Genomic DNA, 22284 nt, shown 5'->3' with positions numbered 1-22284 from the left:
AGCCGCCCGCTCCCTCGCGACGCGCGCTGCCGCCCGCGCCGTCGCCGCGCGCCTTACCCGCCGCGGCCCGGGTGTCCGCCATCGCACCGCCCGCGCCGCCGACCCGCGGCTCGCGCGCCTCCTCCCACCCCAGCGGCGGGCGGCCGAGCGTGAACAGCGCCTCGCGCTCCGCGGGGCTCAACCGCAGTGCCCGCGCCAGCGCCGCGAGCACGCTCTCCGACGGGCGCAGCCGGCCCTGCTCGAGCCGGACGACGTAGTCGACGCTCACCGCCGCCAGCTGCGCGAGTTCCTCGCGGCGCAGGCCCGGCGTGCGCCGGGCGCCCGCCACGGAGAGCCCAACCTCCTGCGGACCCACCCGCTCGCGCCGCGAGCGCAGATAGGCGCCGAACTCCTGCTGCATGGGAGAAACTCTCCCATTCACGGCGCGCCCGCGCGAGCGCATCGTGTCCGCCCATGACCAACACCGCGCTCGTGCATCGCTACCTCGAGGCCTGGAACACCGGCGACCTCGACGCCTTCGACGCGCTCATCGCTCCCGACTACGTCAACCACAGTCCGGGTCTCCCCGACCCACAGCCCGGACCGGAGGGCCTGAAGCCGATCGTCGCCGCCATGCGCCGCGACACCCCGGACCTGCGCTTCGAGCTGCTGCGCATCGTCGACGGCGGAGACCACGTCTGCGTCCACACCCGCGTGCACCCCTTCAACGCCCTCCAGATGCAGATCGAACGCATCCACGACGACCAGATCGCCGAGCACTGGCGCGTCACACAACCTTAACCCCACCTAAGGGGTCTGGCCCCTTAAGTGCTCTTTAGGCGCGAAACGACGAAGGGCCGGCGCTCTGGCCGGCCCTTCGAGACCTAAACGCCACCTAAGGGGTCAGACCCCTTAGGTGGGCTTTAGGTGTGGTTAGGGGGTCGTGGTCGAGAGCGTGAACGTGAGGGCCTTGCTGTAGGACCCGGTGCGCAGTGCCTCGTTGGCGCCGATGGTCTGCTTGAAGCTCAGCGTGACCGCGTCGTTGCTCTTCGGGCCGGTGTAGGTCAGCAACGAGGTCGGGCTGGCGGAACCGCCGACCGGCTTCAGCGCCGAGCCGGTGCCGCCCAGGCTGGACGCCGCGGCCTGGATCGGCTGGGCCAGGGTGAACGTGCCGTTGACCAGCTTGCCGGTGTTGGTCGTGCTCGGATCGGCGACCGAGAGGGTCGCGTCGCCGGCCGTCGTGATCACGTTGGCCGTGGTGGCCGCCGTGTAGTCCTTCGCGATGCCCGGCGTGAACGCTCCGAACGCCGGCGGCGTGCCCAGCGACAGGGCCAGGGTGGCCGGGACGGTGCCGTTGGCGGTCCCGTTCTCCTGGTCGGCCGCGATCAGGAAGCGCTGCGTCTTGACCGCCTCCTGGTTGCCCTTGATGTCCACCGACATCCACTTGACGTCATGGACGCCGAGGGCGCTGATGGTCAGGACCTCGCCCGGGCGGCGCGGACCCTGGTTGCTGTAGCAGCGCGTCGACGACGTCCCCGGGTTGTCGCAGTCGATCACGGTCGGGGTCGAGCCGTCCTTGGTGTAGTAGATGACCGACGGCTCCTTGACCCAGTTGAACCGGAAGTTGATCGGCTCGCTGCCGGTCTGCGCGGCCGAGTACTCGATCGTGGTCGACGGCGGGGTGACGTCCTTGGAGTACTCGAGCGCACCCTGGAGCAGGCCGTAGTTGCCGTCGGCGAACTCCATCGCCGAGTCGTGGCCCTCGTTGATCTGGACCGTGTTGCAGGTGCCGGTACCGCCGCCGGTCCCGAGCCCGGCGAAGCAGGGCTGGAAGCCGACGTCGGTGCGAGAGATGGCGCCGGTCGTCGCGTTGACCGCGAGCTTCTGGGCGCCGGCCTCGAACGAGTAGGCGATGATGCCCTTGCGGTAGTACTGGTCGTCCGCGGAGTTGCCGGCGGCCGAGTACAGGACGTCGGCGATCGGGCCCGTGCGCTGGGGCAGGATCGCCGTGCCGCGGGAGGACCGGATGTGCGACAGGATCTCGTCGGCGACGTCGAAGAAGTACTTCTCGATGCCGATGTTCGGCGACGGGAGCGTCACGCGTCCGGCCGAGATGTAGGCGCCCGGCGCCCACATGAAGTAGCCGCCGTGGGTGTGGATGTTGATCGCGAACTTGATCTTCGGGAACGTGTCCACGACCCAGTGCTCGTTGCGGATCTCGGGTTCCGAGGTCTCGCTGGGACCCGCGAACGTGTCGCTGGTGCACGACGAGCTCGCGCCCGAGTAGCCGTCGAAGAGCGTGCCGATGTTGTTGTTGCGGTTGAGGTCGACGCCCCAGGAGCCGCGGTTGCCGATGCCGCCGGTGGTGGCGGTGATCGGGCAGTGGTTCTTCAGGTTGCGGCGCTGGGCGGCGGCGTCGAAGAACGAGTAGTGCCCGCCGTCCGGGTTCACCGACGGCAGGATGAAGATGTCGAGGTTGTCGACGTACTCCTTGGTCGTCGGGTCGGTCGCGTAGTTGCGCAGCAGCCGCTCGGCGGTCTCGACGCAGGTGATCGTCGTGACCCACTCACGCGCGTGCTGGTTGCAGTAGATGAACACGCCCGTCTTGGTGCCGTCGCGCTGCTTGCCGATCCGCAGCACCCGCTGGTCGAACGGGCCCTTGATGGCCGCCGGGCCGTTGAGGAAGTCCGAGAGCTGCGCCTTGGCGTGGGCCGGGACGATGCCGGCACCCGCGTTGCCGCCGTACGTGTACGCGTTCACCAGCGCGCTCGCGGCCGGGCTGGCGGTGATCGCGGCGACCACCTGGGCCGCGGTGCTGGTGAGCGCGCCGGTCGGGCCGGTCGCCAGGTTGACGACGATGTCGTTGCCGGTGACGGCGACGCTGAGCGGCGCGTCGTTCGCGCCCGGGTTCTTGAACTCGGCGCTGATCAGGTTGCCGCCGAGGTGGCCCATCGCCTTGCTGAAGAGCTGCACCGCGAGCGGCGCGTTGGTGGCGTTCGGGTTGGAGCCGAGCGCGGTCGTCCCCGCCATCATCGCCATCGCCTGCCGCTGGTAGCCGTTGGTCTTCTCCGGCAGGTGGACGATCTCGGCGATGCCCGGGAACTCGGCGGCCAGGCCGTCGAGGCGCTCGTAGGCCTCCGACGGGTTCATGTACTTGGTGATGAAGTCCTTCTGGAACGCGGCGACGCGCGCGGGCAGCGCCTTGGCCGCCCACTCCGTCACCTTGGCCGTGTCGGTCGAGCCGGTGCTCGCCGCCACGCGGACCGTGATGTCGCCCGCGGCCAGGTTCGCGTCAGCGCCGCGCAGCGCGACCAGGACGCGGTGGTACATGTACTGGCCGGCGTCGTTGAGCTTGTTGCCCTGTGTGGTCGAGTCGTTGCCGTCGGGCGTGATGCCGCTCTGGCTGAAGCCGACCGCAGGCCGGTACACGCCGTCCGCGCCGGCGTAGGACATCTGGAGGGTCGGGCCGGTGGTCGTCGTCTGGGCCTTGTTGTGGGCCTCGACGTAGAGGAAGCGCCCGGCGTAGTTGGTGAACGTGTAGGCGCGCATGATCACGGTCTCGCCCGGCACGTCGACGGCGTTCTTGGCGCCCTTGCCCGCCTTGCCCTCCTCGGCGAGCTTCTGGGCCAGCGCCTCGGCCTGGTCGGCGGCGGCGATCTCGGCCTTGCGCGCCTCCCAGGTGCTGTTGTCCTCGACGACCGCGCCGACCTGGTAGCCCTCGGCCCGCAGCAGCGCCTCGTCGGAGGGGGTCAGGTAGACGGCGGCCTCCGTGGGCTCGCCGATGTAGCCGACGTCGAAGCGTGACTCGAGCTGCTGGATCGACGCGGCGTTCTGCGCCGTGACCTTGACGAGCCGCAGCTCTTCGTCGTCCTGCGCGAACGCGGCGGCGCCCGGTGCACCGAGCAGGAGCGCCGACGCGAGCAGCAAGGCCCTCGCAAGGCGTCCGGCCTCAGTCGTGAACGACCCTCTCCCAACCATGGGGCGACCCTCCATACGTGTGCGTTCCGCGGGCTGTCACCCAGATGACAGCCCGCACTGCCGCCAAATATGAACGAATCATTGGTGCGAGGTGAAAGCTTCGTGTTGATTTGCATCCACACCCCTTTAACGACGAAGGGCCCCGCCGGAGCGGGGCCCTTCATCAACCTTCAGCTGCCGCGTTGGCTACCGCTTGATGTCGTCGCCGCCGAGGTCGGCGCCGATGTCGTCGAACGAGCCGCCCGACGGGCCGAAGCCCGCGTTGATCTCGTCCAGCTCCGTCGTGTCGAAGGCCGGGCCGAAGCCCTGCAGACCCTCGTCGTCGGAGAGGCCGAGCTCCGCGGCGAGGTCGTCGCCCTCGAGCAGGCCGACGTCGTCGATGCCACGGGGCAGCGGCTCCGACGGCTCGATCTCGATCGCGCGGTAGCGCTTGAGACCGGTGGCCGCCGGGATCAGCTTGCCGATGATCACGTTCTCCTTCAGGCCCGCGAGGCGGTCGATCTTGCCCTCGAGCGCCGCGTCGGTGAGGACCTTCGTGGTCTCCTGGAAGGAGGCCGCCGAGAGGAAGGAGTCCGTGGCCAGCGATGCCTTGGTGATGCCGAGGATGATCTCGGCATGCACGGCCGGCTCGCCGCCCGCGGCGATGACCTTGTCGTTGATCTTGCGGAACTCGTGCCGGTCCACGTACTGGCCCGGGAGCAGCTCCGTGTCGCCCTTCTGCTCGACGCGGATCTTCTTGAGCATCTGGCGCACGATCAGCTCGATGTGCTTGTCGTGGATGTCCACGCCCTGCGACTTGTAGACCTCCTGGACTTCCTTGACCAGGTAGACCTCGGTCGCCGTGCGGCCGCGCAGGTCCAGCAACTCGTGCGGGTACAGCGAGCCCTCGTTGAGCTGCTTGCCGGCCTCGACGACCTCACCGTCGGCGACGTGCAGTCGCGTGCGGCGCGGGAACGGGTACCGGTGCTCCTCGCCCGCCTCGTCGGTGATGACGATCGTGCGGGCCTTGTCGGTGTCCTCGATGTTGACCACGCCGTCGACCTCGGCAATCTTCGCCAGGCCCTTCGGCTTGCGGGCCTCGAAGAGCTCCACGACGCGCGGGAGGCCGTGCGTGATGTCCGCGCCGGCGACGCCGCCGGTGTGGAACGTACGCATGGTCAGCTGCGTGCCGGGCTCGCCGATCGACTGGGCGGCGACGATGCCGACCGCGTCGCCGATCATCGCCGTCTTGCCGGTCGCCATCGCGCGGCCGTAGCACTGCTGGCACACGCCCACCGTCGCCTCGCACTTCAGCGTCGAGCGGACCTTGATCTTGACCGCGGAGCCGTTGGCGCCGGCGGCGTCCTGGTTGGCGGCCACGAGCGCGGCGAGCACCTCGAGGGTGATCTCCTCGCCCTTGGAGACGATGACCGTCTTGCCGTCCTTGACGTCGGCGGCCGCCATGCGGCCGACGAGCTGGTCCTCGGGCTCACCCGTGACCTTGAACAGCGGCGTCTCGAGGTACTCCTCGGTGCCGCAGTCCTCGATCCGGATGATCACGTCCTGCGCGACGTCCACGAGGCGGCGGGTCAGGTACCCCGAGTCCGCCGTGCGGAGCGCCGTGTCCGCGAGGCCCTTGCGGGCGCCGTGGGTGGACGTGAAGTACTCGATGACGTCGAGGCCTTCCATGAAGTTGGCCTTCACGGGGCGCTCGATGATCTCGCCCTTCGGGTTGGCCATCAGGCCGCGCATGCCCGCCAGCTGGCGGATCTGCTTGAAGGAGCCACGGGCGCCGGAGCTGGCCATCATGTAGATGGAGTTCAGCTCGTCCGTCTTCTGGATGTTCTCGATCATGGCGTCGGCGACCTCGTCGGTCGCGGCGTTCCACTGATCCGTGACCGCCAGATGGCGCTCTTCCTGCGTGATCAGGCCGTCCTCGTACTGCTCGCGCAGGTTCGCGACGCGGTCCTCGTACTTCTTGAGGATCTGCGGCTTGCTCGGCGGCACGACCACGTCGTTCTTGGAGACCGTGATGCCGGCCTGCGTCGCGTACTTGAACCCGAGGTCCTTGAACGCGTCCAGGACCTGCGAGATCGCCGAGGCGCCGAAGGACTGCACCAGCGTGTCGACGAACGCCGTCGTGTCGCGCTTGCGCAGGGACTTGTTGATGAACGTGTACTGGGCGCGGTCGAAGTCCTCGCCCATCGTCTGTTCCAGCGCGCGCTCGATCTTGTCGTTGAAGATGATGCGCCCGACGGTCGTGGCGATGTGCCCGGCCTCGAACCACTCGGCGCGGTACTGCGCCGGGTCGTGCAGACCCACGATCTTGTGCTCGTAGGCCAGCTCGGCCTCCTGAGCGGAGCGGAACACGTGCATCTTCGGCTCGTGCGTCGCCGGATCGATCGCGTCGAGCTCCTCTTCCTCGGGCCCGTAGGTGAGGTAGTAGGTGCCGAGGATCATGTCCTGGGCCGGCGTGGCCAGCGGAGCGCCGTGGGCCGGGGACAGGATGTTGTTCGACGAGAGCATCAGCACGCGCGCCTCGGCCTGGGCCTCGGCGGAGAGCGGGAGATGTACGGCCATCTGGTCGCCGTCGAAGTCGGCGTTGAACGCGTGGCAGACGAGCGGGTGGACCTGGATCGCCTTGCCCTCGACGAGCACCGGCTCGAAGGCCTGGATGCCCAGACGGTGCAGCGTGGGGGCGCGGTTCAGGAGCACCGGGTGCTCGTGGATGACCTCTTCGAGGACGTCCCAGACCTCCGGGATCATCGAGTCGACCATCTTCTTGGCCGCCTTGATGTTCTGGACGGCCTTGCGCTCGACGAGGCGGGCCATGATGAACGGCTTGAACAGCTCGAGCGCCATCAGCTTGGGCAGACCGCACTGGTGCAGGCGCAGCGACGGGCCGGCCACGATGACCGAGCGGCCCGAGTAGTCGACGCGCTTGCCGAGCAGGTTCTGGCGGAAGCGGCCCTGCTTGCCCTTGAGCATGTCGCTCAGGGACTTCAGGGCGCGGTTGCCCGGGCCCGTGACGGGCCGGCCGCGGCGGCCGTTGTCGAACAGCGCGTCGACGGCCTCCTGCAGCATCCGCTTCTCGTTGTTGACGATGATCTCCGGCGCGCCGAGGTCCAGCAGGCGCTTCAACCGGTTGTTGCGGTTGATGACGCGGCGGTAGAGATCGTTGAGGTCGGAGGTCGCGAAGCGGCCACCGTCGAGCTGGACCATCGGGCGCAGCTCCGGCGGGATCACCGGAACGGCCTCGAGGATCATCATCTCCGGCTTGTTGCCGGAGTGCAGGAAGGCCGAGACGACCTTCAGGCGCTTGACGGCGCGCTGCTGCTTCTGGCCCTTGGCGGTGCGGACCTGGTCCTCGAGCTCGATGCGCTCGGCCTCGAGGTCGACCTGCTCGAGCAGGTCACGGACGGACTCGGCGCCCATGCCGCCGCGGAAGTACTCGCCCCAGCCGTACGGCGAGCCGAAGCGCTCCTTGAGCTCACGGAACAGCGTCTCGTCGTTGACGACCTGCTTGGGCGTCATGTCCTGGAACAGATCCCAGACCTGGCGAAGGCGCTCCATGGCGTCCTCGATGTAGGCCTCGGTATCCGTGCGGTCGGCCTCGAGGGCCTTGCGCATGTCCTTGATGTGCTTGGCGCGCTCGTCGTCCTCGAGCTTGGCCGTGTCGATGTCGAGGTGCTCGGCCCACAGGTGGTCCTCGTCGGAGAAGTCCTTCTGGGACCCCGACGTCAGGTACGCCTCGCGGCGCTCGAGCGACTCGTCGATCTCCTGCAGGCGCAGGTTCTTCTCGGCGGCGTACTCGTCCAGCGACTCGTTGACCTTGGCGGCCAGTTCGTCGAGGTCGGCGGCGCGCGCGTCCTCGTCCACCCACGTGACCATCGAGGCCGCGAAGTAGAGGACCTTCTCAAGCTCCTTGGGAGCCATATCGAGCAGGTAGCCGATGCGCGACGGGACGCCCTTGAAGAACCAGATGTGGCTCACGGGGGCGGCCAGATCGATGTGGCCCATGCGCTCACGGCGCACCTTGGACCGCGTGACCTCGACGCCGCAGCGCTCGCACACGATGCCCTTGTAGCGGACACGCTTGTACTTACCGCAGTAGCACTCCCAGTCCTTGGTCGGACCGAAGATGCGCTCGCAGAAGAGGCCGTCCTTCTCCGGCTTCAGCGTGCGGTAGTTGATCGTCTCGGGCTTCGTGACCTCACCGGAGCTCCAGCTCCGGATCTGCTTCGAGGACGCGAGACCGATCTCAATGGCGTCAAAGTTGTTGATGTCGATCACTTACTCGGTCTCCTCACCGTCAGTGGGGGCGGCGGCGGTCTCGATGTAGCCCGCGTCCGTCGCCTCGTCGTCGTCTGTCTGGCCCTCTTCGCCCTCTGAGATCTCGAGTGCCTCGGTCTCATCGGCGGCCTGGCCGTCGGTCGCGCGCACGCCCGACAGGTCGATGCCGAGCTCCTCTGCCGCGCGCAGCAGGTCATCGTCCTCGTCGCCCATCTCGGCGCGGGCCCCGTCGTCGGAGACGACGTTGACGTCCAGCGCCAACGACTGCATCTCCTTCAACAGCACCTTGAAGGACTCCGGGATCGACGGCTCGGCGATGTTCTCGCCCTTGACGATCGCCTCGTAGGCCTTCACACGCCCGACCGTGTCATCGGACTTGATCGTGAGCATCTCCTGCAGTGTGTAGGCGGCGCCGTAGGCCTCCAGCGCCCACACCTCCATCTCACCGAAGCGCTGGCCGCCGAACTGCGCCTTGCCACCCAGCGGCTGCTGGGTCACGAGCGAGTACGGGCCGGTGGAACGCGCGTGGATCTTGTCGTCCACGAGGTGGAGCAGCTTCAGGATGTACATGTAGCCGACCGTCACCTGCTGGCCGAACGGCTCACCGGTACGCCCGTTGAAGAGCTGCAGCTTGCCGGAGGCCTTCTCGCCCGGGCGCCGACTCTCGTCGACGTCCATGCGGATGGCGCCCTTGTGCTCCTTCTGCCACTGCACGAGCGCGTGGTCGACGTCCTGCACCGTCGCGCCGTCGAAGACGGGCGTGGCGACGTAGACGCGGCCGTTGTCGGACTCCGGGGCGCGCTTGAACGCCTCGGTGCCGTCGTCGTACCAGCCCTCGGCGGCGGCCCACCCGAGGTGGGTCTCCAGGATCTGGCCGATGTTCATCCGGCTCGGCACGCCGAGCGGGTTCAGGATGACGTCGACCGGGGTCCCGTCCTCGAGGAACGGCATGTCCTCTTCCGGAACGATCTTGGAGATGACGCCCTTGTTGCCGTGGCGCCCGGCGAGCTTGTCGCCCTCGGAGATCTTGCGCTTCTTGGCGACGAAGACGCGGACCAGGTCGTTGACGCCCGGCGACAGGTCGTCGCCGGCCGCGCGGGAGAACGTCTTGACGTCGATGACGACGCCGCCCTCACCGTGCGGGACCTTGAGCGAGGTGTCGCGGACCTCGCGCGCCTTCTCCTTGAAGATCGCGCGGATCAGCTTCTCCTCGGCGGTCAGCTCGGTCTCGCCCTTGGGCGTGACCTTGCCGACGAGCAGGTCGCCGGACTGCACCTCCGCGCCGATGCGGACGATGCCGCGGTCGTCGAGGTTGCGCAGCGACTCCTCGGAGCGGTTCGGGATGTCGCGCGTGATCTCCTCGTCGCCCAGCTTGGTCGTGCGGGCGTCGATCTCGTATTCCTCGATGTGGATCGAGGTGAGCTCGTCGTCCTTGACCAGGCGCCGCGACAGGATGATCGCGTCCTCGAAGTTGTAGCCCTCCCAGGACATGAAGGCGACGCGCAGGTTCTTGCCCAGCGCCATCTCGCCCTTGTCGGAGCTCGAACCGTCGGCCAGCAGCTGGCCCTGGGCCACTTCCTGCCCGGCCTTGATGAACGGCTTCTGGTGGATCAGCGTGCCCTGGTTGGAGCGCATGAACTTCTGCAGCTCGTACTCGTCACGGTTGCCGTCCTCGGTGGCAACGACGATCCGCGTCGCGTCGACGAAGTCCACGACGCCGGCGTTGCGTGCCAGCAGCACGTCGCCCGTGTCGTGCGCCGCGCGGCGCTCCATGCCCGTGCCGACCAGCGGCGCGTCGGTCTTGAGCAGCGGCACCGCCTGGCGCTGCATGTTCGAGCCCATGAGCGCGCGGTTGGCGTCGTCGTGCTCGAGGAACGGGATCATCGCCGTGGCGACGGACCAGATCTGCTCCGGCGAGACGTCGATCAGGTCGACCTCTTCCGGCGTCACGTAGACGTACTGGCCCGCGAGCGTGCGGCAGAGGATCGAGTCCCGCGTCATCTTGCGGTTGGCGTCCAGCGGCTCGTCGGCCTGGGCGATGAGGCGCTCCTGCTCCTCGGTCGCGTCCAGGTGGACGATCTCGTCGGTCAGGACGCCGTCCTTGACCACGCGGTAGGGCGTGGTGACGAACCCGTGTTCGGAGACCTGCGCGTAGCTCGAGAGCGAGCCGATCAGGCCGATGTTCGGGCCCTCCGGCGTCTCGATCGGGCACATCCGGCCGTAGTGCGTCGGGTGGACGTCGCGAACCTCGATCGGCGCGCGCTCACGCGTCAGGCCGCCGGCGCCGAGGGCGCTGAGGCGACGCCGGTGCGTGAGGCCGGAGAGCGAGTTCGTCTGGTCCATGAACTGGCTGAGCTGCGAGGAGCCGAAGAACTCCTTCAGCGCGGCCACGACCGGGCGGATGTTGATGATCGTCTGCGGCGTGATCGTGTCCGCGTCCTCGGTGGTGAGGCGCTCGCGCACGACGCGCTCCATCCGGTACAGACCGATCCGGAAGGCCTCCTGGATGAGCTCGCCGACGGTACGCAGACGGCGGTTGCCGAAATGCTCGTACTCGTCCAGGTGCTCCTCGACGGCCTCGCGCGGGCGGCTCAGCGCCTCCGCGGCGTAGTCCTTGAGATCCTCGTCGAGCTCCTCGGAGATCCCCAGGATGTTCGGCAGGCGCACCAGCTCGCGCACCAGCGCGAGGATGTCGTCATGCGTGAGCGTGCGGACATCGAGGTCGATGTCCAGGCCCAGACGCGAGTTCAGCTTGTAGCGACCCACGCGCGTGAGGTCGTAGCGCTTGGGATCGAAGAACAGCTGGTTCAACAGCGCGCGAGCGTTGTCCACTGAGGGCGGCTCGCCCGGACGCTGCTTCTTGAACAGCTCGATCAGCGCGCCCTCCTCAGAGCGCGTGACCTCCGTGTCGGCCTCGATCGTGTTGCGGATGTAGAGGCTGTCGTTGAAGAGCTTGAGGATCTCTTCGTCGGAGCTGTAGCCCATCGCGCGCAGCAGGACGGTGACCGGCAGCTTGCGCTTGCGGTCGATCCGGACGTAGACGCGGCCCTTCTTGTCGATCTCCAGCTCCAGCCAGGAGCCGCGAGCCGGCATCAGGTTCGCGACGAAGACCTGCTTCTCCGGATCCTTGGGCTCCATCAGGTACGCGCCCGGGGAACGGACCAGCTGCGTCACGACGACGCGCTCGGTGCCGTTGATGATGAAGGTGCCGCGCTCGGTCATCCACGGGAAGTCACCCATGAAGACGGACTGCTCGCGGATCTCACCCGTCTCGCGGTTGATGAAGCCGACCGTGACGGTCAGCGGCCGCGCGTAGGTGAGGTCCTTCTCACGGCACTCATCCAGCGAAGCGACCGGCTGATCGAACGTGAACTCCCCGAACTGGACGGCCAGGTTGCCGGTGTAGTCCTCGATCGGAGAGATGTCGTCGATCGTTTCCCGCAACCCCCCACCCTCAGGATCGACCAACCAGGCGAACGACTTCTTTTGGATGTCGATCAGGTTGGGGACATCGATCGACTTATCGAGGCGCGCGAAGGTACGACGCGTGCGGGAAGCATCAACAGAAGCCAAGACGGCGACTCCTCGGGGAGGTCGGGTGGAGCGGGCGGAGGTTGCGCGGGGGTGCCAAGGGCATACGGGCGCGACCAGCCAAGATAGCACAGGGGTAGGCGAACCCCCCGGCGAGGGGCGCTCAGCTCTCACGGACCCCGTCCGGCCCGGCTCCCGTATGTGGCGGGAAGGGCGCTGTGGACGGCTACGACTATCGGCCGAGTGGCCCCCAGGATAGCGATGGGGTCAAGGTTCGGGAAGGCAGCGAAATGCAACCTTCGTCGAGCCGGGTGACGACGACCGTCCGCCGCACCAGATTTCGGTTACCACGGAAAGGGGATGGTGCGGGTAGCCGCACCCCCCTAATCTCCCTGCAGTCCGAACACCCAAAACCGAGCCTCACCCGGAAGCGGCCCGTCACCGCTTCCGGCCTGTCCCGCCGGCGCGCTCCGGCACCGTCACCGCTCGGTCATTCCTAGAGGGAACATCACGAGAGGGCGCCTTGGTCAAGGCGCCCTCTTGTGTTTAACGCTCAAGGGCGCCCTCGCGGGCGCCCTTGAGCGTTGAAGCGGGTGAAGCGGAGTTACTTGATCTCGACGGAGCCGCCGGCCTCTTCGATGTCGGCCTTGAGCTTCTCGGCCTCGGCCTTGTCGACGCCCTCCTTGACGGGCTTCGGGGCCTCGTCGACGAGCGCCTTGGCCTCCTTGAGGCCCAGGCCGGTGGCCGCGCGGACGACCTTGATGACCTGGATCTTCTTGTCGCCCGAGCCGGTGAGGACGACGTCGAACGCCGTCTGCTCCTCTTCCTCCTGCGGGGCCTCGCCGCCGCCGCCCGCGGCGGGACCGGCAACGGCGACCGCGTTGGCGGAGACGCCGAAGGCCTCCTCGAGAGCCTTGATGCGCTCAGAGAGCTCGAGGACGGAGATGGACTTGAGCTCGTCGATCCAAGCTTCGGTGGTAGTAGCCATGTTCTTAGGCCTCCGTGGGGGTCTCAGTGGAAGTGGTTTCGGTGGCCTCGGCGGCGGGAGCCGCTTCGGCCGGAGCGGCGGTGCCGCCGATCAAGCCCTGGTCCGCGATCGCCTGCAGCTGGCGCGCGAGGCCGGCGGGCAGGTTGTTGAGCGCGGTCGCGAGGCCCGAGAGGGGCGACGCGATGAGGCCGACGAGGCGACCGATGAGGACGTCGCGGCTCGGGAGCTGGGCGATGGCGTCGACGTCTTCCGGCGTCAACGGGGCACCGTTCATCCAGCCGCCCTTGAACTCCAGCAGCGTGTTGCCGGTGCCGCGACGGAAGTCCCGCAGCGCCTTGGCGGCCGCCGCGGCATCGCCGCGGACGAACGTCATCGCGGTCGGGCCGGCGAGGAGCTCCTTCAAGCCCTCGGCGCCGACCTGGTCGGCCGCACGCTCGGAGAGCGTGTTCTTGATGACGCGGAAGGTGGCGTCGGCTTCGCGCAGCTTCGTGCGCAGCTCAGCGGCCTGCGGCACGGAGATGCCGCGATAGTCCACCGCGAAGACGGCCTCGGACTCGTTGATCTGCCCGGCCACCTCCTCGATGACCTGAGCCTTTTGCTCTCGGTTCAAGCTGATTCTCCTATCCCGGGCTTACACGCGCGCAGCGCGGCCGGAGTCTGTGGAGAGACTGTGTGAGCGCGCTTACGCGGCTGACGCAGTCTCCGATTCCACGAGGTCCTTGGTCCGCGTCGGGTCGACCTTGATGCCGGGGCCCTGGGTCGACGCGAGCGTCACGGTGCGGATGTACTTGCCCTTGGCGGCGGAAGGCTTGGCTCGGAGGAGCTCCTCCAGCACCGCCTGGTAGTTCTCGAGCAGCTGCTCGTCCGAGAACGACGTCTTGCCGACGGTCATGTGGACGATCGCCGTGCGGTCGGTGCGGTACTCGACCTTGCCGGACTTGGACTCCTGGACGGCCTTGGCCACGTCCATCGTCACGGTCCCGACCTTCGGGTTGGGCATCTTGCCCGACGGGCCGAGGATGCGCCCGAGCCGGCCGACGATCGGCATCATGTCCGGCGTCGCGATGGCGACGTCGAAGTCCATGAAGCCGTCCTGGACCTTGGCGGCGAGGTCCTCGGCGCCCACGATGTCGGCGCCGGCCTCCTCGGCCTCCTTGGCCTTGTCGCCCTTGGCGAAGACCGCGATCTTGACTTCCTTGCCCAGGCCGTGTGGCAGCGCGATCGTGCCGCGCAGCTGCTCGTCCGCGTGGCGGACGTTGAGGCCGGTGCGGAAGTGCACTTCGACGGACTCGTCGAACTTGGCGCGCTTGGTCTCCTTCATGAGCTTCACGGCCTCATGAGGGGTGTACTCGCGGGTGCGATCCACCTTCGCCAGCGACTCGACGTACGTCTTCCCGTGCTTGGCCATTACGCCACAACCTCCACGCCCATAGAACGCGCCGTGCCGGCGATGATCTTGGCCGCCTGGTCGACGTCGTGGGCGTTCAGGTCGGCGAGCTTCTTCTCGGCGATCGCGCGGACCTGCTCGTTGGTGATCGTGCCGACCTTGGTGCGGTTCGGCTCACCCGAGCCCTTGTCGATACCGATGGCCTGGCGGATCAGGACCGCGGCCGGCGGCGTCTTGGTGACGAACGTGAACGAGCGATCCTCGTAGACCGTGATGACGACGGGGATCGTGACCCCCATGTCGCCGGAGGTCTGCGCGTTGAACGCCTTCACGAACTCCATGATGTTGATGCCGTGCTGACCAAGAGCCGGGCCCACGGGCGGGGCAGGCGAAGCCTGGCCTCCCGGTGCCTGCAGCTTGATGGTCGTCATAACTTTCTTGGCCATTTAAATCTTCTTCACCTGGTCGTACCCGACCTCGACGGGAGTCTCGCGCCCGAAGATGGAAACGAGCACCTTCAGCTTGGACGCGTCCTCGTTGATCTCAGAGATCTCACCCGAGAAGTCCGAGAGCGGACCGGAGATCACCTTGACAGATTCGCCGATCGAGAACTGTGCCCTGCTCGGGACCTTCTGGGCCACCTCGCGATGGAGCAGACGGTCGACCTCGGCCTGGGTCAGCGGGATCGGCTCGTTGGAGGCGCCCACGAAGCCGGTGACGCCGGGAGTCCCCTTCACGACCTGCCAGGAGTCCTCGTTGAGGTCCATGTTCACCAGCACGTAGCCGGGCATGGTCCGCTTCTCGACGGAGATCTTCTGGTTGTCCTTCATCTCCTGAACCGTCTCGGTCGGAACGACGACCTGGCGCACGGCGCGCGACTGGTTCAGGGAAGAGACACGGTGCTCAAGGTTCTGCTTGACCTTGTTCTCGTGCCCGGAATAGGTATTGATGACGTACCAGCGAAACATTCAGGTGCCTTGGGTGGGTGGCCTAGAGAATGGCCTGGATGATTGGATTCCAGATCGCGTCGAGCAGCCCGAGATAGGCGCCCGCGACGATCACGAACCCCATCGTCACCGCCGTGCCCTGACCCACCTGACGGCGATCGGGCCACTGGACGCGACGCAACTCGGCGTATGACGCGCGCAGGAAGTCCGCCGCGCGACCGAAGAGGCCCTTGCGGGGATGCGCGGGCTCGTTCGAATGGTGATGTTCCTCGACCGCCGCCGGCTCGCCGTTGGGGACCGCGGCCTGCTGCAGCTCGTTGCCGGCACGGCCGGCGGCGGCGGCGCGCTCGGCGCGCTCCGCCCGCTCGGCGCGGGAACGGCGACGGGTCCGGTCAGGACCCTGCTCAGCGAGATGCGCCTCGGTCACGGCAGGCTCGGCCTGCCCGAGAGGATCCGGCGGTTCGGACTGGCCGAAATCCCGCTCGTAATCGTCGTCGCGGACGCGTTCCTCGTCGAGGTCGCTCTCGTCGCCGAGATCGCGCTCGAGATCATCGTCGCGAACGACATCGTCGCCGAGATCGGCGTCGTTCTCTCCCCGGCTTGGACGATCGGCCATCGTGGGTACCTAGCGCGTCTCGCGGTGCCCGGTATGGCACCGGCACCACTTGCAGTACTTGCGCAGGGTGATGCGATCCGGGTTGTTGCGCTTGGACTTCTTTGTCTGGTAGTTCCGGCGCTTGCAGTCCTCGCATGCGAGGGTTACAGCGATCCGGACGTCTCCGCGGGCCATGAGAGGCGTGCTCCGAGAGTCGTGGGTTCGTGAATGCGCCGGGCGGCAAACGAAAACCCCGCACCGGCGCGAGGTCGGCGAGAAAGGATAGCGCCTAGTTGCCGCCGCTCGTATAGCGATCGGCCACGACCTTCGGGCGCTCGACCGGAGCGCCCGCCTCGGCGGACCAGGCGAGCCGGACGAGCTGGGCGTGGGTCCACGCCAGCGGCGTCGCGCTGAACGTTCCTTCCCCCTGCTTGAAGCCGGATTTCCCGGTCGGTTGACGGCCGTCCCAGACCTGCTCGGGCAGCATGCCGCCGCCGTTGGCGGTGTGGGCCATGTCTTGCAGCAGCTCGCTCGCGGAGCGCCCGGCGAGCAGCTCGTACTCGCCTCGCTCGCCCGCGAAGATCGGCCACGCCCGCCCGAGCGTCCGGCGGGTGTCGTCGTCGAAGATCCGCCACGACTTGCCGTCGCGGCGCTCGCCGTAGCCGTCGAAGCTGTAGCGGTGCCAGAAGTCGCCGGCGCGCAACTGGGCGTCGATGACCTTCAGCGTGTTGAGGATCACGGGATCGTCGGCGCGCTTGACGCCGAGCCGGACGAGCTCCAGGAAGCTCGGGTCGACCACGCGGCGCTGGTCGAGGTCCGAGGGCCCGGAGTCCCCGATCGCGTACCTGGTGGGAGTGTCGGGGTCCTTGGCCTTGGTCAGCCGCAAGTAATACGGAGCGTCGCTGTACGGACCGTTCGTGGTCGCGGTCCACCGCTGGACGTTGGCGGCCCAGGAGTCGGCCTTCTTGAGATACGTGGTGAGCCGCGCGTCGTCGCCGTTCTCGCGCGCGATCGCCGCGGCGCAGACGAGCCCGGCGATCTCGGCCGCGATCGTTCCCGGCGCGTAGCCCTTCTGGTTCTCCCAGCGTTCCTGCTCGGAGATCGGCCCGTGGTCGGCGATGAAGTCAGCCGCCTTGCGGATGTGGCGCCAGTCGCGCGCGCCGGTGCGGCCGAGCTGCCACGCGAGCACGATCGGCAGCCCGACCTGGTCCATCTGCACGCCCTTCCATTTCGGCGTGCCATCGACCTGCGAGTTCTGCGGGAACGAGCCGTCGTCGAGCTGCTGGTCGTCGAAGAGGAAGTCCAGCGCGCGGTCGGCCGATTTCTTGTCGCCCGCCGCCAGCAGCGCGGTGGCGATCTGGTACAGATCGCGAGCCCAGACGAGGTGGTACGGCGCCGAGCGCGGGTTGTCCGGGTCGATCCGCAGCTCCCCCCAGCCCCAGGGCATGCTCGGCGAGGCCACGAACGCCCCCGGGTGGTCCTTGTCCTCGTGGGCCTTGAGGACCAAAAGCGACGTCTCGTACTCCCCCAGGATCGGCACGGCCGCGGCCGGGATCGGCTTGAGCTGGTTGCGGTACTGCACCCACCCGGCCTTGTAGTCGGAGGCGACGGCCTCGAAGCCGTCATCGAGCGAGGCCTCGGCGGCGACGCGCGCCGCGGTGCCGAGCGTGGCGAAGCCGAGCGCCAGCTGCAGGTCGCGGTGCTCCCCGCGGCCGGTCAGGCGGGTGTGGGCCTGCTGAACGACGTTGCCGGGCCGCAGCGCGTCGTAGGTGTGCTCGAGAAGGTCGTCCGTGTGCCCCTTGTAGCCGGAGCTCGTGCGGGTGAGCGACGGGCGGGCGACGAGCGCGGACGCGATCCGGCTGTCGTGCGAGAGCAGCGCGTGGCCGCGGGTCCAGCCCACGTCGTCGGACCCGTCGTTGTAGAGCTGGGGGTCGTATTCGAGCTCGACGTCGTGATCCTGGCCGTCCAGCGCCTCGAAGCGGACCTTGACGACCACCACCGAGCGCTCGGGATCGGTCGCGTACGTCCGCACCAGGCGCCACTTCGACGTCGCCGACGTCTGCGTGTAGGTCAGCGTGTCCTGCGCCACCGCCCCGCTCGTGACCAGCTTCCCGTCGACCATGAAGTCCAGCGAGCGCGCCGACGGGTGCGAGAGATCCGGGTAGTAGACCTCGGTCATCCCCGCCTCGCGCAGCGTGAACCACACGCGGCTGTCCGGGGTCGCCGACGTCCCGAAGCCCTGTTTGTCGGCCGGAGCCCACGCCGCTTTCCCGCCGGGTGCCCCGGGCGCGCGCTCGCGCGCGTACGCGGGCGCGCCGACGCCCAGCGCCAGCACGACCACCGCTGAAAGGACCCGCAGCATTCGCGGCAGCGTACTCTCGGGGCCATGGTCGTCAAGATCAATGCCATCGAGGTCGGCGAGGGCCGCGGGCCCGAGCTGGAAGACCGCTTCGCCAAGCGCGCCGGAGAAGTCGAGGGCCAGCCCGGCTTCCTCGGGTTCGAGCTGCTGCGCCCCGCCAAGGGCGAGACCCGCTACTTCGTCTACACCCGCTGGGAGACCGAGGAGGACTTCCAGAACTGGGTGAAGTCCTCAGCGTTCACGCGCGGGCACGCCCAGGCGGCCAAGGACTCCAAGGGAACCGTCGCCCACGGCTCCGCGCTGATGGAGTTCGAGGTCGTCGAGCTGGTCGCGCCGGCGGGCTAGAGGGCCGAGCGGCTGTGCGCGGGACGGGCGGCGGGCGCCGGCTGTGCCGCGGGCTCCGCGAAGGTGGCGACGAACGCGACCTCGGCCTCCGCCTCGGGCGGCAAGAGCGCGACGGCGATTCGCTCGTCGCCGCGACGCGCCGCGACGCAGAGCGCCACCGCCATCACGCAACTGAAGATCCACACCGAGCCGATCAGCGCCAGGATGAGCATGGCCTATTTGTCGGCGCGTCCCCGCCGGACCTTGAGCGAAATCGCACGAACGTCTAGAAGCGGCGCTCGTTGCGGCGCCGTTCCTCCTCCGCGCGGTCGTCCTCGCTCTGCAGCGAGAGCTGGATCAGGACGTTGACGAGCGCGACCAGGCCCGCGACGCCGATCAGGACGATCCCGGCGCCGAGCGGGGCGTCGCCGCCGATGATGATCAGGACGACGCCGGCGACGAGGATCGCCGCCGGGAAGCCGATCCGGAAGGCCTTCACGCCGCGGCGTGCGCGGCCGCGGCCTCCTCGCGGGTGAGCGGGGTCTTGCCCCAGCGCGTCGTCTGGGCGTACTCGATCAGCCGCGGGAAGTAGTCCGTGAGGTGCGGGCACTGGATGCCGGCCGAGCCGAGCAGCGCGCGGGCGCGCGAGTCGTCGAAGACCATGTCCATGTCGAAGTACGGGAAGTAGACCGCCGCCTGGTCGTCGGCGTGGGCGGAGCCCGTGCCGGTGGAGCCGGGAGCGACGACGCGCGGGCGATCCTTGCCGAACGCGGCGCTCGTCATCCCCACCAGCTCGTCGACCGTGCAGGCGTCGCGGCCGGACACGAGGTTCACGACGCCTGAGGACGACGAGTCCTCGAGCAGGTGCACCAGGGCGTCGGCGACGTAGTCCACCGGCACGACGTCGACCAGCGCCTCCGGCCGGGCCGGGACCTCCGGGAACAACCCGCGCGAGAACGCGCGGATCGGCCAATACAACACGTTGAACGCGGGCGTCCAGCCGGAGCCGGACTCGCCCATCACGATCGACGGGCGCGCGATGACCGGGTCGAGGTCGGACGCGTCGTTGACGACGTGCTCGGCCTCCCACTTGGTCTGCTCGTAGGTGTTGCGGAACGCCTGGCCCACGTCGAGCTGGCGCTCGCGGAAGGTGCCCTCGGTGACGCCCGCCACGTACGCGGTGGAGACGTGGATGAAGCGATCCAGGCGGCCGGCGTTCTTGGCCTGGCGGGCGAGCCCGATGATCTCGCGCGTGCCCTCGACGTTGATCTTGCGGGCCTCGTCGAGTGGCAGGTCGAAGGAGATCGACGCCGCGCAGTGCATCACCGCGCCCGCCTCTTCGGCGACGGTCATGCGCGTCCCGGTGTCCATTCCCAGCCCGGGCGACGTCACGTCCCCGGCCACCGCGCGAGCGCGGTCGCGATACGGCGACGGATCGCGCCACAGCTTGGCCAGGATGCCGTCGAGGCGCTCCTGCGCCGCCACGTCGTCGGCGGCGCGGACGAGGGCGATCACCTCACGGTCGCCCTTTTCCAGAAGGCGCGCCATGACCTCCATGCCGAGGAAGCCGGTCGCGCCCGTCAGGAAGACGGGAGATTTCACGCCTCGACCTCCTCGCGGACGGGCGTGATCTGCGTGCCCATCGCGTGGAAGCCGCCGTCGACGTGGATGATCTCGGCCGTGATGGCGCGCGCGGCGTCGCTGAGCAGGAAGTTGATCGTCTCGGCGACCGGCGCCGGGTCCTCGACGTCCCACGGCAGCGGCGCCTGCTTCTCCCACGCCGTGGCGAGATCGCTGAAGCCCGGGATGCCGCGGGCGGCGAGCGTCGCCAGCGGGCCGGCGGAGACGAGGTTAACGCGGACCTTGCGCGGGCCGAGATCGCGCGCCAGGTAGCGCGCCGTGGCCTCCAGCGCGGCCTTGGCCACGCCCATCCAGTCATAGACCGGCCAGGCGACCTGCGCGTCGAAGTCCAGGCCGACGATCGCCGCGCCCTCCTCCGGATACAGGTCCTGCAGACCGACGGCCAGCGCCTTGAGCGAGAACGCCGACGTCTTGAACGCGGTGACCGCGCTGTCCACCGGCGTGTTGAGGAAGTTGCCGCCGAGCGCGTCCTCGGGGGCGAACGCGATCGCGTGCAGGACGCCGTCGACGCGCCCCCAGCGCTCGCGCAGGTCCTCGGCGACCGCCGCGATGTCCTCGGGGTTGTTGACGTCGAGCTCGAGCACGTCCGGGACGGGGTCGAGCTTGGCGGCGGAACGGTCGGTCATGCGCTTGGCGCGGCCGAACCCGGTCAGGACGATCTCCGCACCTGCCGCCTGCGCCTGCTTGGCGACCTCGTACGCGATCGACTCGCGATTGATGACTCCGGTGATCAGGAGCTTCTTGCCTTGCAGAGCACTCACAGCGGGTTCATTCCTCCAAAGGATCGAAAGCCTCCGGCCCGCCCACGACGGGCGGGCCGGAGGGAAGTACTAGGCGGCCTCCAGGCAGAGCACGGCGTTGTGCCCGCCGAAGCCGAACGACGACGAGATCGCGATCGCGGGCTTGCCGTCGATGTTGAGCGGCTTGGCCGACCCGGGGACGTAATCGAGGTCGAGCCCCTCACCGGGGTTCTCGAGCCCGAGCGTCGGCGGGGCGATCCGGTCGCGCAGGGCGAGGATCGTCGCCACGGCCTCGACCGCGCCGGCGGCGCCGAGCGTGTGCCCGATCGACGACTTCAGCGACGAGATCGGGATCTTGTACACGTGGTCGCCGAGCGCCGTCTTCAGCGCCGCGGTCTCAGCCGAGTCGTTGAGCGCCGTCGAGGTGCCATGGGCGTTGACGTAGACGACGTCCTCCGGCGTGATGCCGGCGTCCTTGAGCGCCGCCGCCATCGCGCGGGCGGGTCCGCCGCCCGTCTTGTCCGGGGCGGTGAGGTGGTACGCGTCGGCCGAAGCGCCGTAGCCCTTCAGCGTGCCGAGCACCTTCGCGCCGCGCTCCGCGGCCTTGTCAGCGGCCTCGAGCACCAGGATCCCGGCGCCCTCGCCCATGACGAAGCCGTCGCGGTCCTTGTCGAACGGGCGCGAGATGCCGCTCGTCGACAGCGCGTCGAGCGCGCCGAACGCGGCCAGCGAGAGCGGCGTGATCGCCGCCTCGGAGCCGCCGGTGACGACGGCGTCGACCAGGCCGGACTCGATCATCATCTTCGCGGCGCCGATGGCGTCCGCGCCGCCTGAGCAGGCGGAGACGATCCCGTGACACGGGCCGAGCAGCTTGTAGCGCATGGAGACCGCGGCGGCCGCGGCGTTGCTCATCATCAGCGGCACCGAGAGCGGCGGGACCTTCTTCTCGCCGTACTCGATCAGCAGTTCCTTGCCGCGTTCGAGCGTGCCGATGCCGCCGATGCCGGTGCCGAGGATGGACGCGATGCGATCCGCCTCATAGGGCAGCTCGTCGCTCCAACCCGCCTCGGCGAGCGCTTCGTCGCCCGACACGAGCGCGAACTGGGTGAAGCGGTCCGCGCGGCGGACCTCCTTCACCGAGAGGTGCTCGGTGGGCTCGAACTCGCTCGCGCGGCCCTTGCCGTCGGCGATGCCGACGACGCCCGCGCTCCAGCGCTCATGCAGCGTCCGGGCACCGACTCCCAGCGGGGAGACGGCGCCGACGCCGGTGATGACGACCTCGCGGCTCATGAACCCTTTCGCACCACCAGGTCGATCGCGTCGCCGACGGTCTTGATCTTGCCGACGTCATCGCCCTTGAGGGCGACGCCGTACTCGTCCTCGATGATCTGCGAGAGCTCGGCGAGGTCGAGCGAGTCGACGTCGAGATCCTCGAACGTGGCCTCGCGGGTGATCGCGGACTCGTCGACGCCGAACTGGGGCAACGCGTCATAGACGGTCTTCTGGACGTTCTCTTCAGTGATGGCGGTGGCCATGTGTGTGT

Annotated in this window: 20 protein-coding genes; 2 read left to right on the top strand and 18 right to left on the bottom strand. The window is 68.6% G+C overall.

All coding sequences use genetic code 11. The annotated features are described in order from the left end of the window. A partial coding sequence (locus OM076_RS31955) for a helix-turn-helix domain-containing protein (protein ID WP_270044202.1) occupies positions 1-400 on the bottom strand: 400 nt, incomplete at its 3' end. Between the two features lie 53 nt (positions 401-453). On the opposite strand from OM076_RS31955, the gene OM076_RS31950 reads away from it, so the two are divergent. Then, positions 454-780: a nuclear transport factor 2 family protein gene (locus OM076_RS31950; RefSeq protein ID WP_270044201.1), complete on the top strand. Its 327-nt coding sequence runs from the start codon at positions 454-456 to the stop codon at positions 778-780. Between the two features lie 132 nt (positions 781-912). On the opposite strand, the gene OM076_RS31945 is transcribed toward OM076_RS31950, so the two are convergent. The 11 genes from OM076_RS31945 to OM076_RS31895 all read right to left on the bottom strand — a co-directional run bounded on the left by OM076_RS31945 (position 913) and on the right by OM076_RS31895 (position 18039). After that, positions 913-3957 carry a M14 family zinc carboxypeptidase gene (locus tag OM076_RS31945; protein ID WP_270044200.1) on the bottom strand — a complete coding sequence of 1015 codons (3045 nt, stop codon included), beginning with the start codon at positions 3955-3957 and terminating at the stop codon, positions 913-915. A 186-nt stretch (positions 3958-4143) separates the two neighbouring features. Further along, positions 4144-8229: a DNA-directed RNA polymerase subunit beta' gene (locus tag OM076_RS31940; RefSeq protein ID WP_270044199.1), complete on the bottom strand. Its 4086-nt coding sequence runs from the start codon at positions 8227-8229 to the stop codon at positions 4144-4146. After that, positions 8230-11802, bottom strand: a complete 3573-nt coding sequence (rpoB, locus tag OM076_RS31935) for a DNA-directed RNA polymerase subunit beta (RefSeq protein ID WP_270044198.1) — start codon at positions 11800-11802, stop codon at positions 8230-8232. A gap of 562 nt (positions 11803-12364) precedes the next feature. Continuing rightward, the gene (rplL, locus tag OM076_RS31930; protein ID WP_270044197.1) at positions 12365-12748 is read right to left on the bottom strand and encodes a 50S ribosomal protein L7/L12; all 384 of its coding nucleotides are present in this window, start codon (positions 12746-12748) and stop codon (positions 12365-12367) included. A 4-nt stretch (positions 12749-12752) separates the two neighbouring features. Continuing rightward, positions 12753-13358, bottom strand: coding sequence for a 50S ribosomal protein L10 (rplJ, locus tag OM076_RS31925; protein ID WP_270044196.1), 606 nt, complete (start codon positions 13356-13358; stop codon positions 12753-12755). A 72-nt stretch (positions 13359-13430) separates the two neighbouring features. After that, positions 13431-14156 carry a 50S ribosomal protein L1 gene (gene rplA, locus OM076_RS31920; RefSeq protein ID WP_270044195.1) on the bottom strand — a complete coding sequence of 242 codons (726 nt, stop codon included), beginning with the start codon at positions 14154-14156 and terminating at the stop codon, positions 13431-13433. Next, complete coding sequence (gene rplK / locus OM076_RS31915; protein ID WP_270044194.1) at positions 14156-14581, bottom strand: 50S ribosomal protein L11; 426 nt, start codon at positions 14579-14581, stop codon at positions 14156-14158. Before rplK ends, rplA begins: the two co-directional genes overlap by 1 nt. Continuing rightward, entirely contained in the window at positions 14582-15103 is a 522-nt protein-coding gene (gene nusG, locus OM076_RS31910; RefSeq protein WP_270044193.1) for a transcription termination/antitermination protein NusG, read from the bottom strand. A 22-nt stretch (positions 15104-15125) separates the two neighbouring features. After that, positions 15126-15509, bottom strand: a complete 384-nt coding sequence (gene secE, locus OM076_RS31905) for a preprotein translocase subunit SecE (RefSeq protein ID WP_270044204.1) — start codon at positions 15507-15509, stop codon at positions 15126-15128. Between the two features lie 198 nt (positions 15510-15707). Further along, the gene (rpmG, locus tag OM076_RS31900) at positions 15708-15872 is read right to left on the bottom strand and encodes a 50S ribosomal protein L33 (protein ID WP_270044192.1); all 165 of its coding nucleotides are present in this window, start codon (positions 15870-15872) and stop codon (positions 15708-15710) included. A gap of 94 nt (positions 15873-15966) precedes the next feature. Then, the gene (locus tag OM076_RS31895) at positions 15967-18039 is read right to left on the bottom strand and encodes a glycoside hydrolase family 15 protein (protein WP_270044191.1); all 2073 of its coding nucleotides are present in this window, start codon (positions 18037-18039) and stop codon (positions 15967-15969) included. Between the two features lie 24 nt (positions 18040-18063). Here OM076_RS31895 and OM076_RS31890 point away from each other — a divergent pair, with 24 nt between their 5' ends. Next, the gene (locus tag OM076_RS31890) at positions 18064-18381 is read left to right on the top strand and encodes an antibiotic biosynthesis monooxygenase family protein (RefSeq protein ID WP_270044190.1); all 318 of its coding nucleotides are present in this window, start codon (positions 18064-18066) and stop codon (positions 18379-18381) included. Here the strand turns inward: OM076_RS31890 and OM076_RS31885 are convergent. From OM076_RS31885 to OM076_RS31860, 6 genes are all read right to left on the bottom strand, one after another. Then, positions 18378-18593, bottom strand: coding sequence for a hypothetical protein (locus OM076_RS31885; protein WP_270044189.1), 216 nt, complete (start codon positions 18591-18593; stop codon positions 18378-18380). The two genes, OM076_RS31890 and OM076_RS31885, sit on opposite strands and share 4 nt — an antisense overlap. Positions 18594-18646: 53 nt before the next feature. Continuing rightward, complete coding sequence (locus OM076_RS31880) at positions 18647-18859, bottom strand: hypothetical protein (protein WP_270044187.1); 213 nt, start codon at positions 18857-18859, stop codon at positions 18647-18649. Continuing rightward, the gene (locus OM076_RS31875; RefSeq protein ID WP_270044186.1) at positions 18856-19962 is read right to left on the bottom strand and encodes an SDR family oxidoreductase; all 1107 of its coding nucleotides are present in this window, start codon (positions 19960-19962) and stop codon (positions 18856-18858) included. The genes OM076_RS31880 and OM076_RS31875 overlap by 4 nt, the downstream gene beginning before the upstream one ends. Then, positions 19959-20762: an enoyl-ACP reductase FabI gene (fabI, locus tag OM076_RS31870; RefSeq protein WP_270044185.1), complete on the bottom strand. Its 804-nt coding sequence runs from the start codon at positions 20760-20762 to the stop codon at positions 19959-19961. The genes OM076_RS31875 and fabI overlap by 4 nt, the downstream gene beginning before the upstream one ends. 69 nt (positions 20763-20831) lie before the next feature. After that, positions 20832-22031 carry a beta-ketoacyl-[acyl-carrier-protein] synthase family protein gene (locus tag OM076_RS31865; RefSeq protein WP_270044184.1) on the bottom strand — a complete coding sequence of 400 codons (1200 nt, stop codon included), beginning with the start codon at positions 22029-22031 and terminating at the stop codon, positions 20832-20834. After that, entirely contained in the window at positions 22028-22276 is a 249-nt protein-coding gene (locus OM076_RS31860; protein WP_270044183.1) for an acyl carrier protein, read from the bottom strand. The genes OM076_RS31865 and OM076_RS31860 overlap by 4 nt, the downstream gene beginning before the upstream one ends. Positions 22277-22284 lie beyond the last annotated feature (8 nt).

The sequence above is a fragment of the Solirubrobacter ginsenosidimutans genome (genome assembly GCF_027587205.1).
The sequence above is the reverse complement of the archived record's forward strand: the minus strand, read 5'-3'. Positions and strand labels throughout refer to the sequence as shown.